The sequence below is a fragment of the Prosthecobacter sp. genome, from assembly GCF_044378005.1.
GTDB lineage: Bacteria > Verrucomicrobiota > Verrucomicrobiia > Verrucomicrobiales > Verrucomicrobiaceae > Prosthecobacter.
This window is the reverse complement of sequence record NZ_JBILYB010000027.1, coordinates 1-16,522: the sequence shown is the minus strand read 5'-3', so window position 1 is coordinate 16,522 and position 16,522 is coordinate 1. Positions and strand designations below refer to the sequence as shown.

Sequence of the window (16,522 nt, the reverse complement as noted above, 5' to 3'; positions counted from 1 at the left end):
TCCTTTAATATGGCATGGCTCTGATGGGCATCGACATCTTCACGACTAAATCATGAGAACAGAACAAAAGGTGCAGAACGCTCCATCCAACAGCGCGTAACGCTCCTGTTTGAATTCGGGTTTCCCTCCCCGCCGTGGATGCTAAAGACTCAGTACATCACCACTGCTGGTCCCGGCTAAAACCAGTCAGCCTTCATGCCCTTTCCCGAGCTGTTGATCTTGAGCCCTCGCACACGCCAATACCTCGCTGGCGTGGCTGACATGCTCGAATCTCTTTTTTTACTGACGCCCGAGGCGCATGTCCATCCACACAGCGGCCAGGAGCACGCTGCCGCGAACCATGAGTTTGTATTCCGGGGAGACGGCCATGAGCGTCATGCCATTGAGCAGCGTGGCCATGATCAGGGCACCCGCCAGCACGCCGAGCACGGTGCCGCGTCCGCCGCGCAGGCTCACGCCGCCGATGACGCAGGCGGCCACGGCATCCAGCTCCATCCACTCGCCGAGGTCGGTGGTGGAGTTCCCGGTGTAGGAGGTGAGCATGAAGCCGGTCACGGCCACGATGGCTCCCATCATGGCAAAGGCCGTGATCACCACGCGCTGCACCGGCACGCCGGAGACGAGCGCCGCTTCGGCATTGCCGCCGATGGCATAGAGGTAGCGGCCAAAGGCGGTGTGCTGCGTGAGCACGAAAACCACCAGCGCCACGGCGGCGAAGATCATCGCCGGAAGCGGGATACCGCGGAACTGGTTCGTGACGATGACGAAGAGCAGCACGGCCTGCGCGGCGATGAACACGCGCATGAAGGACGACTCCCCATCCGCCACCTCAAAGCCATTCGCCCGGCGCTCGGTGCGGCCTTTCAGCGTCGCCCAGATCATCACCGCGATGACCACCGCCGCCACGGCGTAGCCCGCCAGCGGCGGTAGATAAAAGGTGCTGATGAGCGAGTAGAGATTCGTCTGTCCACCGGCGACGACGGGCACCGTCTGGTTCTGGATCACCAGCCAGAACAGCCCGCGAAACACCAGCAAACCCGCGAGCGTGACGATGAAGGCGGGGATGCGCTCCTTCACAATGAGCAGCCCTTTCCCCCACCAGATCACGAGCCCCGCCAGCAATCCCACGCTGAGCGAAACCGGAGCCGGCCAGCCCGCCTTCGTCGTCAGCACCGTGGCGATGCCGCTGAGCAGTGCCAGCCCGCTGCCGACAGATAAATCAATGTGCCCCGGCAGGATGATGATGAGCATCCCCATGGCCAGCGTGGCCGTGATGGAGAGCTCCGTCATCAGCAGGGAAAGGTTCCGCGAATCGAGGAACTTCGGCTCCACGATGCCAAAGAACACGCAGATACCCAACAGGGCAAAGGCGATGGAGTAGTCGCGGAGGGAGAAGGAGCGGGTCATGGCGTCAGCGCCGCATGGTTTAGCAAAGAGGGCACTGACTTGTCACGGAGAAAGCAGGAGCGGGGCGACAAAGCGGCAGACAAAGCGACGGGGTTGTGAATGGTCTGGGATGTTCAGCCTTGTGAAGTCAGATCCTGTCGCTGCTGCGTAGGCAGTGCTGAATCTCTGAACCGCACGCGGGTACCGGCTCCACGTATTTCACCGCCCCGCCGAGGATGCCGCTCTGACGGAGCGCGGATTTCCAAGCCCACAGCGGGCCGATGGCACCCCAAGACGCCCCTTTCCCCAGCCGCGCCTTCATGCCGAAGACCTGGGGGCCGAAGGAAGAGCCAGGGCATCCAGCCTGCGCCTGAGATGCTTCCGAGTCGGAACTTCGCGCGCCCAGAGACCCTTCTGAGTGGGTATCTGAACTGAAAAACCTATCCTGCCCGGACTTAGTTTGTAATTAGAGCAACGGTCCCGCACTTTCCGCTTCCCCTGACACGCCTCCCGCGCATCCTCCGCGCGCTCGTCGTTCGAGCAAACATGGAAGCCGTCAATATTCAGTTCGCCCCCAAGACTGGCACCGAGGAAGAGTGGAACGAGGCGTATGCACGCCTCGCGGACTACTTTCGCTCCTACCAGCTCCACAATCGTATCCGCCGCACCCAGCTCATCCTGGAGACGCTGCGGCGGGCTGCGGAGGCGCATAAAAAAGATCCCTCACGCACGCCCACGGCCCACAGCATCGATCAGGCACGGCGGATGCTGCGGGAATGGCTGGCGGCGATCTACAGCGACATGAACTTGAACGAGTCCCAGCTCGAAGCCGCTGGTCGGCTCGGCTTTCACCTCAGCGGCGGCCCGGCCCGCTGGCCGAACTTCTTTTTGGACAAGGACAATCTGCCTGCGGACATGAAGGAGGCCATGCTCTCCGCCGTGCGTAATTCCGGCCCCGGTATGCAGGTCAGCAAGATGACCCCGCGTGACATGGACCTCGGCATCGTCTCAGGAGTGGCGGAGGATACCTTCGACCGCCTGGGCCGTCATCCCTTCCTGCGTTACTCCGTCCTCATTGGCATCGTCGGCTCTGTGCTGGGCTACCTCTACTTCCTCCTCACATGAGTGTCATCGGCTCGCACACCGCGAACATCAACGCCACCGCAGGGATGCCGCCGAAGCGCATCGCCCGGATGAGGCGTGCGACGTTCTTTTCCTTCGTCGGCCTGGGCACCATCGTGGGTGCCTGGCTCATGTACACCTACCTTGCGGAGCAGGGCATGAGAAAGGCGGAGTGGCTGTTGCTGGCCACCTTCATCCCGCTCTACTACCAACTTAACGTCGGCTTCTGGACAGCCATCTTTGGCATGTGGCTGATGAACCGGCCCAAGCCTGATCCGCTGAACCTTTGGCGCACCCTGAAGCCGGAGGATCACGAGGCCGACATCACCGCCAGTACGGCCATCATCATGCCGGTCTTCAATGAAGACGTGACCCGCGTCTTCGAGGGCCTGCGCGCCATCTACCTCTCCCTGGAGCAGACGGGCCACTCGAAGAACTTCGACATCTTCATCCTCAGCGACTCGAATCAAACGAGCCAGTGGATCGAGGAGGAGACGGCGTGGCTGGAGCTCTGCCGCCAGCTCAATGCCTTTGGCCGAATCTTTTACCGCAAGCGCCGCAAGCCCATCAATCGCAAGAGCGGCAACGTCTCCGACTTCTGCCGCCGCTGGGGCAAGCGCTACCGCTACATGATCGTGCTGGATGCAGACAGCCTCATGTCCGGCGGTCTGCTCACCAGCATGACGCGCATCATGGAGAAGAACCCCGGCATCGGCATCCTCCAGACCTTCCCGAAACAGATTGGTGCCGAGACATTGCTGGGCCGTGTGATGCAGTTTGCCCAGACGCTCTACGGCGCTCCCTTCATGGACGGCCTGGACTACTGGCAGTGCGGCGAGGCGAACTTCTGGGGCCACAACGCCATCATCCGACTGGAGCCCTTCATCAAATACTGCGCCCTGCCTCCCCTGCCCGGCAAGGAACCCTTCGGCGGGCACATTTTGAGCCACGACTTCGTGGAAGCAGCACTCATGCGCAAAGCCGGTTACGCCGTGCGACTCCTGCCGACGAATCGCGGCAGCTACGAGGAAGGCCCGCCCACGCTGGTCGATATGCTGAAGCGCGACCGCCGCTGGTGTCAGGGGAACATGCAGCACTTCTGGCTGCTCTTTGCCAAAGGCTGGCACCCGATGAGCCGGATCAATTTCCTCCACGGCATCCTCAGTTATGTCAGCAGCCTGCTCTGGCTGCTCTTACTCGTCTTCTCCACCTTCCTCGCCGCCACGCCCGTGGCGCACACGGAGCCGCAGGCCGTGCTGGCCATGCAGATCCTGCTGGGCATCACCGTCATGCTTATCTTCATGCCGAAGGTGGCCATCCTGCTGGATGAGATGATCACGGGCCGACTGCACAAGCCCTTCAAAGGCCGCCTGTGTACCTTCATGAGCTGCATGACGGACACGGTCGTCTTCACCATGATGGCCCCCGTGCTCATGATCTTCCATTCCCAGTTCGTGGTGTACACGGTCCTCGGGAAAGGAGTCCGCTGGGTGACCCAACGCCGCAAGCTCGACGGCCGCGTCGATTGGGCGGAGGTCTTCTTCAATCTCTGGCCCGTCACCGTGGTCGGCATCGTCTGGACGGTCATCTCCTGGCTCGTTTCCCACAGCTTCCTGCTCTGGATCAGCCCCATCCTTGCCGCGCTGCTGCTGGCCATTCCGATGGGCATCGTCGTTTCCGGCAAACGCTCCGGCTATCGCTTCGGGCTCTTTTTGACCCCGGAGGAAACCGAGCCTCCCACCGTGCTGGCGACGATGAACAACAACCTTGCTGAGATCAAAGGCCGCATCCATCTGCCGCCTGAACTCGAGAAGCATCATGGTCTGCTCCAGGTCTGTCTCGACCCGTATGTGAACGGTCTCCACGTCTCACTCCTGCGCCGCCGCAAGAGCATCGACGTGTCACGCTCCTACCTCGATCAGATCGCCGACCGCCTCATCAAACAAGGCCCGCAGTCGCTCAGTCCTCAGGAGATGAAGGCCATGATCCACGACACCGAGACCATGACCGATGTGCATTACCGTCTCTGGTCAGCGCGTGACTCCGATCTCGCCGCCTTCTGGGCCACGGCCATCCGCCAGTACAACCTCGCTGCCAGCAATCCCTTCACACACACGCTGGCGCAGGAAGCTGGGCTGGGGGAGGTTTAGGGCGTTCTCAGTTCTCGGTTCGATGTTCCCAGGCTGTTGCCTCTTCACACTCGTGAATCCTAAATCCCATCGCGCGCAGTGTATTTGCTTGCCCTGACCTCGCGGAATCGGTGAAAGTGCGGCGTGTCTTCACGTCCCGCTTCCCCCCACGACCTCGTCCTGACCGCTGCTGAGGCTGCCGCTTCTGCGGAGAGTCTGCGCCTTCTCAATGAGGCGCTGTCCCAGATCATCCTCGGCAAAGAACAGATCGTCCGCCTCGCCGTCACCTGCCTGCTGGCTCGCGGGCATCTGCTGTTTGAAGATCAGCCCGGTGTCGGCAAGACGCTGCTCTCCCAAGCGCTCGCGCAATCCCTCGGGCTTCAATTCCGCCGCGTGCAGTTCACCAGCGATCTCCTGCCCGCCGATATCCTCGGCGCCTCCATCTATGATCGCGAGGCTGGCAGCTTCACCTTCCATCAGGGGCCGGTTTTCACCCAGGTGCTGCTGGCGGATGAGATCAACCGCGCCACGCCGAAGACCCAGTCCGCGCTGCTGGAGGCCATGGAGGAGGGCAAAGTCACCTGCGATGGAACCCCGCACACACTGCCGGTGCCCTTCTTCGTCATCGCCACGCAGAATCCCTCCACCCAGATCGGCACCTTCATGCTGCCCGAGTCCCAGCTCGACCGCTTCCTCATGCGTCTGGCGCTGGGCGCACCAGAGCGCGGTGCCGAACGTGTGATGCTGCAAGGCCAGGACCGCCGCGAGATGCTGCGTGCCATGCCTCCCGTGATGACCTGGAGCGAACTCGGCCACATGCAGCAACTCGCAAGGCTCGTGCATGTGTCCGAGCCGCTGCTCGACTACCTCCAGGATCTCCTCGCCGCCAGCCGCTCCGGCGGGCACGGCATGTCACCACGTGCCGGGCTTGCCCTACTAGCCGCCGCACGTGCCTGGGCGCTGATGGAAGGCCGCGTCATGGTGCTGCCCGAGGACGTGCAAGCCGTGGCCAGCAGCGTGATGTCGCATCGCCTCGCCGGTGGTCTCGATGAAGTGGAGCGCCTGCTCGATGAAGTCGCTGTGCCGTAAACCCACTCAACGACCATGAAATCTGGCAGGACGAGCTCGATCCGCGTGCGGTGGAATCTGCACACCGTCTCGCTGCTCGGCATCGTGCTCTCCATGGGTTATGCCGGAGCCGTGCAGAACAACGGCGCGGCCTACCTGCTCTGCTTCGTCACCGCCGTGCTCGCCGCGATGACCTGGCTGCGCGCGCGGGAAAACCTGCGCGGTGTGCAGATCAGCATGGGCCGCCTGGCCGGAGGCAAAGCGGGCGAAGCTACGAAGCTTCCCCTCGAACTCCGCGCCGCCACCGGCCAAGGCGTGTGGGGCGTGGAAGTGATGGCTGCGCAGAGCGATGCGAAGTGGTGCTTCATCGAGGAGATCGACACCGGCGGCTCCGCGCATGTCTCCGTGCCCGTGAAGGTGGCCGAGGCAGGCGTGCAGGAGTCCGTGCGCATCATCCTGCGCAGCTCTTACCCGATGGGTTTCTTCAGCGCCGAGCGCGTGATCGAGATCGCCGCCGCGCGCCGCATTCACCCGAAGGCCGAGGGTTCCCTGCCCCTGCCCGCAGCCGATGCGCAGATCAAAGGCGAGGCGCTGAGCTTCACTCCCGCCGGTGGAAGGCCGGGCCGAGAGGGCGATGACTTCGCTGGTCTGCGCGAGTGGCAGCCGGGCGACTCCCTGCGACATGTCGATTGGCGTGCCGTGGCCCGTGGCAGGCCGCTGCTTGTGAAGCAATGGACCAGCGGCTCCAGCCGCGCCCTGACGCTGGACTGGGAAAAGATCGACCTGCCCGAGTCGGCACGAGCGGGGCAGATCGCCCGCTGGATCGAGGAAGCTGAACTCAGCGGCACGCCCTATGCCCTGCGGCTCCCTGGCGTGGAGATCGACGCCGGGCTCGGCCCAGCGCAGGCCCAGCGCTGTCTGGATGCACTGTCGGAGGCCAGTCCACAAACCCAGGAGACGACGGACAAGACACCACGCCTGCCGCCAGGGCATGAGCGCAGCGCCCACCTGCCGCCGTGGCCGCTGCTCGTGCTTTGTATCACGCTCGGACTGACCGCCATGATGCTGATGGACATTGTGCCGGTGGCGGCGGTGATTCTGTTCATCGGCTGCGTGGTCTGGCGGCTCAGGTTTGCCGAGCAGGGCTGGAAAAAGCAGCCCGCGAAGGCCAGCCAGGCCCGAACCAAAACCACGACTTCCTATTCCTACATCAGCATCGGCGTGCTCCTGGTCGGCGTGCTGGCCGTGCAGATCAGCACGGGCAATGTGATGAGCATGGAGGGCGGCATCGCCGTGCTGCTGGTGCTGCTCGGAGGCAAGCTGCTGGAATCGCGAACACCGCATGACTTCCAGGTGCTGAGCCTCGTCGGCTGGTTCCTCTGCCTGTGCAGTCTGCTCACCGATCAATCCCTGAGCCGCTCGCTGTGGACCTTTGCCCTCTTCGCCACCATCGGCGTGTGCATGGTGCGCTTCCGTCGTGGGGCTGATGGCTGGTTGCCACCCTTGAAGTTCACCGGCATCATGCTGGCGCAGGCCTTGCCGGTGGCGGCAGTCCTCTTCGTGGCCTTTCCGCGCAGCAGCATGAGTTTCCTGGAGAGGCTGGGCACCCAGCGCTCGCACGTCACCGGCATCTCCAGCTCGCTGGAGCCGGGCCGCATCTCCGAGATCGCGAAGAGTGATGATGTCTCCTTCCGTGCCGAATTCCCGAACTCGGCACCGCCGGAGAACTTCAGCCGCTACTGGCGCTGTCTGGTGCTCTGGCAGTGCGATGACGGGCTCACCTGGCAGAAGGGTTCCTGGTCCTTTCAGGCACCGCTGGGCGGGATCAAACGCGCCGGAGATGTGCAGCAGATCATCACTTTGGAACCCCATGGTCAAAGATGGCTGCCCGCGCTGGATGTGCCCATCGAGGCCTTCGATGAAGGCCGCCAGACGTTGCCCGACATCCAGGACGACACGCTCACCGCCTATGAACGCGTGGACAGCCTGCACCGCTTCGAGGTCCATTCGCGACTCACCCAAAAGACCGGCAGCAAACTCACCAGTAATCAGCGGGCTGCGGCCTTGCGCCTGCCCGAGGATTTGTCTCCGCGTGTGAGAGAGCTTGGGCAGCAGTTTAAAGGCAAGGGCTTCACCGATGTGCAGATCGCCCAGCGTGCCGTGGAGCACCTGCGCGCGCAGGGTTTCCAGTACACTCTGGAGCCCGGCGTTTATGAAGGTCCGCGGGCGCTAGAGCAGTTCATCTTTGATCGACGCGTCGGCTTCTGTGAGCACTTCAGCGCCGCCTTTGCCACGCTCATGCGGGCGGCAGGAGTGCCCGCGCGCATCGTCATCGGCTACATGGGCGGTGAATGGTCGCAGCGCGGCGGCTACATGATCGTGCGGCAGTCGGATGCTCATGCCTGGACGGAACTCTGGATCGAAGGCCAGGGCTGGACGCGTGTGGATCCCACCGCCGCGCTCGTGCCTGCGCGCATGACGCTGGACCTGCGCACGCTGCTCGCCGGAGGTGAGGAGGAGCTGGAAAGACAGCGCAGCAGTCTGCTCTGGCGCAGCTTCACCGGACTGCGCCTGTGGTGGGACAGCATCGAGTATGACTGGTTTAACACGGTCATCAGCTTCGATGAAGAAGCCCAGATCGCCTGGCTGAACTGGCTCGGTCTCGGCCAACTGCGCGGGCACTGGCTCCTGCTCATCAGCGGTGGATTCCTGCTGGTCACCCTCATCGGCTTCATGCTCTGGCTCCGCCGTCCCGCCCGCGTGCGTGATCCCTGGCTACGCTCCTGGCTCCAGCTTTGCACACGACTGGAAAAGCTCGGAGCTCCTGTCCGGCGAGCCTCCGAAGGGCCGCTGAGCTACGCCGAGCGAGTCGCTCTGGCAAAACCCGCCCTCGGCCCGCAAGTCCGCCACCTCGCCAGCGAATACGCCGAGGTCCGCTACGGCCCGAAATCCGATTCGCGGGACTGGCAGACCTTTCAGCAGGCCGTGCGGACACTGGCGTGACATGGCTTAAGCATCAAATCGGCACCTGATTGTAAATCATGGTCAAAGTGACAGGATTTACCTGATTCACAGGATGAGCAGGATTTTTTTCAGACCTGTTAATCCTGCCAATCTTGTGAATCCTGTAGCAATCAACCCCTTATCTTTTGGATGCGTAAGCCCTGCTGGCGTGAGGCCAGCCTTGCCAGTTCGGAAACACGGCCTACTCTCGCCAGCCATGTCCACGCTCATCGCCCCCGCCATTTCCGCCCAGATCGAAGCCCTCTGCGCCGCCATCGCCTCCGATCCTGAAATCCAGTCCGCCCGCAACGCTGCGGAAACCTTCCTCGCTGACGAGCAGGCCGTGTCCCTCTACCGCGAAGTCATGACCCTGGGCCGCACGCTAGAGCAGCGTCACCGCAGTGGCGCCGAGCTTGAGCCCACCGAAATCAGCCGCTTCCAGAGCCTCCAAGATCAGGCTGATCAGCACGAACTCATCCAGAGCTTCATGTCCGCCCAGGACGCCCTGCAAAGCGTGGCGAGCACGGTGAATGGCTTTATCAGCAAGACTCTCGAAAAAGGCCGCGTGCCCGCCCTCGAAGAAGTCATGGGCTCCGGTGGTGGCTGCTGCGGCGGTGGTGGTGGCGGCGGTTGCGGCTGTAACTGAATGATGAAGCCCGAATGACGAATGCCGAAACCCATGTGACTGGACCTTCTGAAAGGTCCGTCATCCGTGATTCAAATTCCGTCATTCCTTCAGCGCCCATCTTCGAGGCCCGTGGCTTGAGAAAGGTGTATCACACCGGAGAACTCGATGTCGTTGCTCTCCAGGGCGTGAATCTCGACTTCGTCGCGGGTGAACTCGTCGTGCTGCTCGGAGCCTCCGGCAGTGGCAAATCGACCTTGCTGAACATCCTCGGCGGACTCGATGTGCCCACCGAAGGTCACCTGCGCTACAAAGGCTGGGATCTCGGCGAGGGTGATGAACGCACGCTCACGCTCTTCCGCCGGAACTGCGTGGGCTTCGTCTTCCAGTTCTACAATCTCATCCCCAGCCTCACGGCACGGGAGAATGTGGCGCTCATCACCGAGATCGCGCGTGATCCCATGTCACCCGAGGAAGCGCTGGCCATGGTGAATCTGGAACACCGCATGGATCACTTCCCCAGCCAGCTCAGTGGTGGCGAACAACAACGAGTGGCCATCGCTCGCGCCATCGCCAAACGCCCCGAAGTGCTGCTCTGCGACGAACCCACAGGTGCGCTCGACATCAACACCGGCATCACCGTGCTCGAAGCCGTGGAGCGCATCAATCGCGAGCTAGGCACGCTGGTGGTCGTCATCACCCACAATGCCGATATGGCCGGCATGGCCGACCGAGTGCTCTATCTCAAAGACGGGCAGATCATCAAAGAACACCACAATGAACAGCGGCTGCCAGTGACGAGCCTGAAGTGGTGAACCTCACTCGTGAGTGATCGCTTCGTCGAGGTTCATCACCATCGTCGCCACCAGCGTGCCTGCGGCGAGCTCCGCGAGCTTCGCCTCCTTGACGAAAGGCACTTCCAGATACTTCGCCGCCTCCTGCGGTGATTTTTGATAATGATCACGGGCACGCTGCCACTCACGCGACAGCACTGCCTGTTCATCGCCAGTGGGATGGCGTGAAAGCACGTGCTGGTAGAGCGCGCCGAGGCGTTGCTCATCCGGCAGCACCAGCATCTTCTTCGAGAGTGCTTGTGCCGCCATGAACACGGTCCGGTCATTGAGCAAGGTCAGCGCTTGCAGTGGTGTGTTCGTGCGTGACATGCCGACTTCACAGACGCGGCGCTGGGCACTGTCAAAAAGGAAGGTTGGCGCGATGCTGCGCCGCCAGAAAGCATACAACGTTCGGCGATGCTGCGCCGCACCTTCACTGGGCTCATAGGTGTATCGGCCCATGAAGATCTCCTCCCAGACTCCACCCGGCTGATACGGACGAACCGGTGGGCCACCGAGCGCGGGATTCAGCAGACCTGAAGAAGCCAGCGCCGCATCCCGGATCATCCATGCAGGCAGACGAAAACGCGGCCCACGTGCGAGCAGCAAATTCTGCGGGTCTGTTTGTAGTTCGGGCTTCAGCCCGTCAGCAGCGCTTCCAGAACGGGCTGACGCCCGAACTACGAACTCAGAACTCTGCTGATACGTCTCACTCGTCACGATGGTCTTGATGAGATGCTTCACATCCCAGCCATGCTCCATGAAGTCCACCGCCAGCCAGTCGAGCAGCTCGGGATGTGTCGGGCGCTGGCCTTGGAGACCGAAATCATCCGGCGTGCGCACGATGCCAGCGCCGAAGAGCATCTGCCAGACATGATTCACGAAGACACGGGCCGTGAGCGGGTTGTCCTTCGAGGTGATCCACTTCGCGAGTCCGAGGCGATCTTTGGCGAGACCTTCCGGCCATGGTGCAATGGCTGCCGGCACACCTTGCGTGACCTTGTCCCCCTTCTTGTCCCACACGCCGCGCACGAGGACATGGGTTTCACGCGCTTCTTTGCGCTCAGCCAGGACCATGACGTTCAGTTTCCCCGCCGCCGCGGTGACTTCCTTGAGCTGCGCATTAGCTCGATCCAGCGAGGCTTTGGCGATCTGATAAGGCTCATGATCTTCGAGGAACTGCGCCATCAGCCGCTCACGCTCGACTTTGCCCTGAGCGAGCTGCTCCAGCGGCGTGGAGCCAAGCTCACGCACGGCAGGTCCGGGCTGATCCGTGGCGGATAAACGGAAGCTCGCGATGTTCGCATCGCCATTCGTCGATCGATGCCGGAGTTCAAAGATGAGCTCTTCATCGCTTTCGAGCACTAGGGGTTCGGCAAGACCATAGAGCGCGGTGTGAGGCTGGTCTTTCGGGAAGCCCTTCGTGGTCCAGCCATTACGTGGATCATCATCGAGCGTGCCTTTGACATCGCCATACTCACGGGCCTTGCCTTCGACTTTCGTGTCTGAGACAGCGCTCTTCACCAGGATGTCACGAATCTGCGAACTGCCACGGCGACGCACTTGCACCTTGATGTCCGTGAGGATGAACTCGCCCGACTTTCCCCGCGATAACACGCCGCCTTGCGGAAGCACTTCCAGCTTCAAGCCAGTGAGGCGTGGCAGTTTGATGGAGGTGATGAGGCGGTAATCATCCTGCTTCGGATTCGGGCCGCTGGCGATCACGCTGCCGCCCTTGTTCTGAGCGAGCTTTGTGCCCTCCTGAGATTCCAAAGCACCTCGCAGGACATGCCATGCCTGGAATCCACCACGCACCTCCGCCTGACGTACTTTGAGCCATTCAGCGAAAGGTTTCTCTGCATCCTCGCGAGCCTTGGCTTCGATGGGTTTGCGTTGATCAACGAGCTGCTGGGCTTCGGCGACAGCGCGCTTGGCATGAGGTGACTGGTAGCTGAGGTAAGGCTTGGCCCCAGTGCCAGCGGCTCCGTCTTCGTCGATGCTGTTGAAGAAGGCGCTGAGGCTGTAGTAGTCGGCATGGGTGATGGGATCAAACTTGTGCGTGTGGCACTGCGTGCAGCCAAGCGTGAGGCCGAGCCAGGCGCTGCCCATCGTGTTCACACGGTCGATGACGTAGTCGATACGAGACTCTTCTTTGTCTCGTCCGCCTTCACCATTCGTCATGTGATTGCGGTGGAAGCAGGTGGCTAGTTTTTGCTCGGGTGTGGCATTCGGCAGGAGATCTCCGGCGAATTGTTCCAGCGTGAATTGATCGAAGGGTTTGTCCGCGTTGAACGACTCGACGACGTAGTCACGCCAGGGCCAGTTCGTGCGCGTGGCGTCGGATTGAAAGCCATCCGTGTCCGAGTAGCGCGCCACGTCCAGCCACCAAATGGCCATGCGCTCGCCGAAGTGGGGGGATTTGAGAAGCTTGTCGGTGTAGTCGGACATGTCCGACACGTCTGACGAGTCCGATGGCGGCAAGCCTGTGAGATCAAAAGACAACCGCCGGGCAAGTGTGTGGGCTGATGCTGGTTTGGAGAGTGTCAGGCCTTCTTTGGCGAGCCGCGCTTTGACGAAATGATCCACGGGATGCCCATGCACAGGCAGTTTCACAGGCTTCTCAAAGGACCAGTGTTTGCCCCAGGCGGCACCTTCACTGACCCAACGCTTCAGCAAACCAATCTGCTCGCCGTTGAGCTTGGGTTTGTGAGACTTCGGCGGCGGCATGATCTCTTCAGGATCGTCGGTGATAATGCGGGCGATGAGGTCGCCAGACTTGATGACGCCCTGAGCGCCTTCGCGAGTGTCGAGCCGCAGATCTGCTTTGCGATGCCCTTCATCCTGGCCATGGCAGGAGAGGCAGTTGTCAGACAAGATCGGCAGGACATCGCGGCTGAAGGAAACAGGCTCGGCAGCGTGCAGCACAGCAGATTGGATGATGGCTCCGAGGGTGAGAACACGAAACAGCATGAGAGAAGGGATGAAATAACCAACGTCCGCAGTCATGTCTCGTGCCTGCTTTGGCTTTGGACTATTCGCTCAGGCCTGTCATCGGGCAGGGGTCGCGGCAGCCTTCCACGCCGGGTATTCCGCAGGTTCAGCCGTGTCTGGGCGGCATTTCTTCAGCGCGTCGTGACAGCGCAGGGCGAGCCTGGCAATGTCAGCGAGATGCGCTTTATCCTGGCGCGCCTCCTTGCTGGAGTTTTCCTTCTTCCATAATTCGTGAGCCAGTGTCATGGCATCATCGGCGCGGTTTTGTTTCAGCCTGGTCACACACATGAATTGGAGATCCTCATGCCAGCGGAGGTAGTTGGCTCCACGCTGTCCCACGCGCTCATACCGCAGACGGTAGCTTTCAAAGGCTGAATCAAGATCTCCAGCGCGTTCATGGGCTTGAGCAAGGACCAGCAGGGAGTCTTCCAGACGGTTGATATGCCCCTGCTCATCCGCGACCTGAAATGCCTCACACGCATGGCGAATGGCATCTTCATGCCTGCCGTCGCGACTTTCGTACTCCGCGAGATCACAGAGTGTGTCCACCAGATGCTCCCGGGCGGTCTGCAAGCCTTGCGTCGGAGTCTCCACAGGAGAGATTTCCCGGGCGATGGAGCAGGCTTCGCCCGCATGTTGAATGGATTCAGTTCGAAGTCCGGCATCAAATTCAAAGCGCGCCTGCTCCATGAGCAGCTTGATGATCGTTGTGGGTTCCACGTCACCTGATTTTTTGAGTCCGGCTATTTTTTCAGCCAGCCAGTCCACCCCGCGACGATGGTCGCCTTTGGCGCGAATGAGCCAGATATAGCGGTCTTCGACCCACTCCCGCTGCGTGCCGACGCGGGGTTCATGCTGACAGAGCTGCATACACTCCTGAATCAAGGCTTCAGCCATGGCATAATCACCCGCCTCCTTGAAGGCATCGAGGCAGGCGGACTTCACGGTGATGGTCGTGGCTGCGGGTATGCCCTGCTGCTTCAACTCCTGCAGTGTCTCCCTCGCCGCATCTGTGGCATTCTTGGGCAACCGCAATTTTGTCCAGGCACGCACGAGCTGACGCTTCACCTGGAACCACAGGGTGGAGTAGCGCTGCCCCTTTTGATCCAGGCGATGGAGCATATCCTCGATCAGCAACGGGGCCGTACTGCGCGCTCCATGGTCCACGACTTTGACCAAATAGGCCAGTTCTGCTTTCCAGGCGATCTGACTGTCGTGACCATGGATTTGACCGAGAACTTCGACCTGGGCCTTCAAGAGCGGCAGCGTGTGTTTGCGTTCCCCAATTGTGTCATAAAGCCCCCCGACACGCTTGAAGAGCTCCGCCTGAAGCGGTGGATCGTGGCTTAGCTTTTGGATTTCTTCGTGGCTGTTCTCCAAGGCCAGTTGGAGAGCTTCAGGGTTCCTGCCATTGGCGATCTCCACCGCCACGCGATCGAGCATCGTGGTGAGGAAGCCCACTGCTTGCTGCGCTCGTGCCGCCTCACTTTCAGCCATGCCTTGGGCCACACGTGCCTCATGAGCCTGCCAGAGGGCGACGCCGGCTCCACCGATGATGGCCGTGAGGCTCACACAGGCCGCGGCAAAGATGATGCGATGCCGCCGCACCCAGCGCCCTGTGAGATAGCCAATACTGGGAGGGTGAGCGAGTACGGGCTCATTTTGCTGAAACCTCTCCACATCGGCGATCAGCGCACCCACACTGTCGTAGCGGCGATCACGATCCTGTTCCAGGGCCTTCAGGATGATCCAGTCCAGATCCGCCGGGATACCAGACATGGAAAGCCGGGGCTTTGCCCCTTTCTCATGCCTCGTCGTCAGCTTCACCGTCTCCGTCATCTGCACCGAGGGGCGCACGGGCCGCTTCTCGTGCATGACGCGCAGCATCTCGGCGTGAGTCGTGTTCTCCCGGACGAGAGACTGGTAGGGCAGCGAGCCCGTGAGCATTTGATAAAATAGGACCCCGAGCGCATACACATCACTGCGGACATCGACATCTCTGCTGCCGCTGAGCTGCTCGGGAGACATGTATTGCGGCGTGCCCATCACATGCCCGGCACGGGTAAAGAATGCCTCCTGCGCAAAGCCCTCTGTCATGGCCTTGGCGATACCGAAGTCGATGATCTTCGGCACGGGCTTCCCATCCACTTCCGCGATGAGAATGTTCGAGGGCTTCAGATCGCGATGGATCATGCCCTTCTGATGCGCGTGCAGCACGCCGCCACAGGCATCTTTGAAAAGCGCCACTCTCTCCTGACACGCCAGATTCTTTTCCTGGCAGAAGTTGGTGATCGATGGACCGCGCACCAGTTCCATGACGAAATACGGCCTCCCATCCGACGTGGCTCCGGCATCCAAAAGCGCGGCAATGTGTGGATGCTCCATGCTGGCGAGCGCCTGCTGCTCCAGGCTGAAACGCGCAAGCACCTGGGAGGAATCCATGCCGCGCTTGAGCACCTTCAGCGCGACTTCACGCCTGACAGGCTCTATCTGCTCGGCAAGCCAAACGTGACCAAAGCCCCCCTCGCCCAGGCATTCATTCAGCCGGTAAGGCCCGAGGGTTTCGTCCATCGCTGCATCGGGCGGGGAATCATCCAGCATCTGAGCCAGGATGAACCGCTCATTGCCCAGGATGAAACTGGAGACGGGTTTGGGCATCATGTTCAGGGTGATTCGAAGGCTTTGAAGAGATCCTGCATTTCCTGCCTGATAAGATCAGGATCATCCGAGCCCAAAGTCAGTGCCAGCTCGCCTTCGATCCGTTCCCGAAATTGCACGCGCACGCGGCAGAGCGCCGTGCGAAAAGCCATGGAACTCATGCCTGCATCCGCAGCAGCCTCGTTGACGCTCATCTCGGGCATGGCTTGGGTAAGGTAGGGCATCAAGCTCTCAAACCGTTCACCCCGTCCCGAATCCTGATAGGACTGACCGAGCGATTCCAGGCTTCGCTGCAATAGATTGCGAGCCCATTCCCGGTTGTAGAGCGTCTCCAGATCCGCCTCCATGGTCGCACACTGAAGATAATGCTCTTCTGCATGACTGGTCGGGATGAAATGAACATGCTCGACTCCTCCGCCCCGTTTCAAAGTATTCTGCCTCTGCCAGTCCTTGCAGATGAAGTTCTCAAACGAAGTCAGCAGGAAGGCCCGCAGCCTGCCCCGTGCCTGATCCGCTTCTTCGAGCATCTCCCGCCGCAGCAGCCACAGAAAGAACCCCTGCACAACATCCTCAGCATCGTGCTCATTCATGCCACGTCGACGAGCCACAAAGTAGAGAGGCATCCAGTATGCCTTGCAGAGAGTTTCGAGCGCCACTTTTGACTCCGCCTCATTGCCATCACGCAACACCTGGAGCAGTGTCCAACG

Annotated in this window: 10 protein-coding genes; 6 read left to right on the top strand and 4 right to left on the bottom strand. The window is 61.2% G+C overall.

Going from position 1 to position 16,522, the window contains the following annotated elements:
• Window positions 1–279: 279 nt before the first annotated feature.
• Window positions 280–1,407, bottom strand: coding sequence for a sugar ABC transporter permease (locus tag AC6FTP_RS07935; protein WP_497206371.1), 1,128 nt, complete (start codon window positions 1,405–1,407; stop codon window positions 280–282).
• A 525-nt stretch (window positions 1,408–1,932) separates the two neighbouring features.
• Between AC6FTP_RS07935 and AC6FTP_RS07930 the strand changes: the two genes are divergently transcribed.
• The 6 genes from AC6FTP_RS07930 to AC6FTP_RS07905 all read left to right on the top strand — a co-directional run bounded on the left by AC6FTP_RS07930 (window position 1,933) and on the right by AC6FTP_RS07905 (window position 10,148).
• Window positions 1,933–2,511 carry an RNA-binding protein gene (locus AC6FTP_RS07930; protein WP_497206370.1) on the top strand — a complete coding sequence of 193 codons (579 nt, stop codon included), beginning with the start codon at window positions 1,933–1,935 and terminating at the stop codon, window positions 2,509–2,511.
• The gene (mdoH, locus tag AC6FTP_RS07925; protein WP_497206369.1) at window positions 2,508–4,658 is read left to right on the top strand and encodes a glucans biosynthesis glucosyltransferase MdoH; all 2,151 of its coding nucleotides are present in this window, start codon (window positions 2,508–2,510) and stop codon (window positions 4,656–4,658) included. The genes AC6FTP_RS07930 and mdoH overlap by 4 nt, the downstream gene beginning before the upstream one ends.
• Window positions 4,659–4,817: 159 nt before the next feature.
• A complete protein-coding gene (locus AC6FTP_RS07920; RefSeq protein WP_497206397.1) occupies window positions 4,818–5,726 on the top strand; it encodes an AAA family ATPase in 909 nt (302 codons plus the stop codon).
• A 15-nt stretch (window positions 5,727–5,741) separates the two neighbouring features.
• Window positions 5,742–8,708 (top strand): transglutaminaseTgpA domain-containing protein, encoded by a 2,967-nt coding sequence (locus AC6FTP_RS07915; RefSeq protein WP_497206368.1) that lies wholly within the window; start codon window positions 5,742–5,744, stop codon window positions 8,706–8,708.
• Window positions 8,709–8,925: 217 nt separating this feature from the next.
• A complete protein-coding gene (locus tag AC6FTP_RS07910) occupies window positions 8,926–9,354 on the top strand; it encodes a YlbF/YmcA family competence regulator (RefSeq protein WP_497201997.1) in 429 nt (142 codons plus the stop codon).
• A gap of 14 nt (window positions 9,355–9,368) precedes the next feature.
• On the top strand, window positions 9,369–10,148 hold the full coding sequence (locus tag AC6FTP_RS07905) for an ABC transporter ATP-binding protein (RefSeq protein ID WP_497206367.1): 780 nt from the start codon (window positions 9,369–9,371) through the stop codon (window positions 10,146–10,148).
• Between the two features lie 3 nt (window positions 10,149–10,151).
• On the opposite strand, the gene AC6FTP_RS07900 is transcribed toward AC6FTP_RS07905, so the two are convergent.
• The 3 genes from AC6FTP_RS07900 to AC6FTP_RS07890 form a co-directional block, all read right to left on the bottom strand.
• Entirely contained in the window at window positions 10,152–13,136 is a 2,985-nt protein-coding gene (locus AC6FTP_RS07900) for a PSD1 and planctomycete cytochrome C domain-containing protein (protein WP_497206366.1), read from the bottom strand.
• 78 nt (window positions 13,137–13,214) lie between these two features.
• Complete coding sequence (locus AC6FTP_RS07895) at window positions 13,215–15,818, bottom strand: serine/threonine protein kinase (protein WP_497206365.1); 2,604 nt, start codon at window positions 15,816–15,818, stop codon at window positions 13,215–13,217.
• A gap of 2 nt (window positions 15,819–15,820) precedes the next feature.
• Window positions 15,821–16,438: an RNA polymerase sigma factor gene (locus AC6FTP_RS07890; RefSeq protein WP_497206364.1), complete on the bottom strand. Its 618-nt coding sequence runs from the start codon at window positions 16,436–16,438 to the stop codon at window positions 15,821–15,823.
• Between the last annotated feature and the right edge of the window lie 84 nt (window positions 16,439–16,522).

What these genes read in the sequence shown, in the direction of transcription:
- AC6FTP_RS07900 (WP_497206366.1), bottom strand. Translation starts at nt 13,136, where the DNA reads ATGCTGTTTCGTGTTCTCACCCTCGGAGCCATCATCCAATCTGCTGTG.
- AC6FTP_RS07895 (WP_497206365.1), bottom strand. Translation starts at nt 15,818, where the DNA reads ATGATGCCCAAACCCGTCTCCAGTTTCATCCTGGGCAATGAGCGGTTC.
- AC6FTP_RS07915 (WP_497206368.1), top strand. Translation starts at nt 5,742, where the DNA reads ATGAAATCTGGCAGGACGAGCTCGATCCGCGTGCGGTGGAATCTGCAC.
- AC6FTP_RS07910 (WP_497201997.1), top strand. Translation starts at nt 8,926, where the DNA reads ATGTCCACGCTCATCGCCCCCGCCATTTCCGCCCAGATCGAAGCCCTC.
- mdoH (WP_497206369.1), top strand. Translation starts at nt 2,508, where the DNA reads ATGAGTGTCATCGGCTCGCACACCGCGAACATCAACGCCACCGCAGGG.
- AC6FTP_RS07935 (WP_497206371.1), bottom strand. Translation starts at nt 1,407, where the DNA reads ATGACCCGCTCCTTCTCCCTCCGCGACTACTCCATCGCCTTTGCCCTG.
- AC6FTP_RS07930 (WP_497206370.1), top strand. Translation starts at nt 1,933, where the DNA reads ATGGAAGCCGTCAATATTCAGTTCGCCCCCAAGACTGGCACCGAGGAA.
- AC6FTP_RS07905 (WP_497206367.1), top strand. Translation starts at nt 9,369, where the DNA reads ATGACGAATGCCGAAACCCATGTGACTGGACCTTCTGAAAGGTCCGTC.
- AC6FTP_RS07890 (WP_497206364.1), bottom strand. Translation starts at nt 16,438, where the DNA reads ATGCCTCTCTACTTTGTGGCTCGTCGACGTGGCATGAATGAGCACGAT.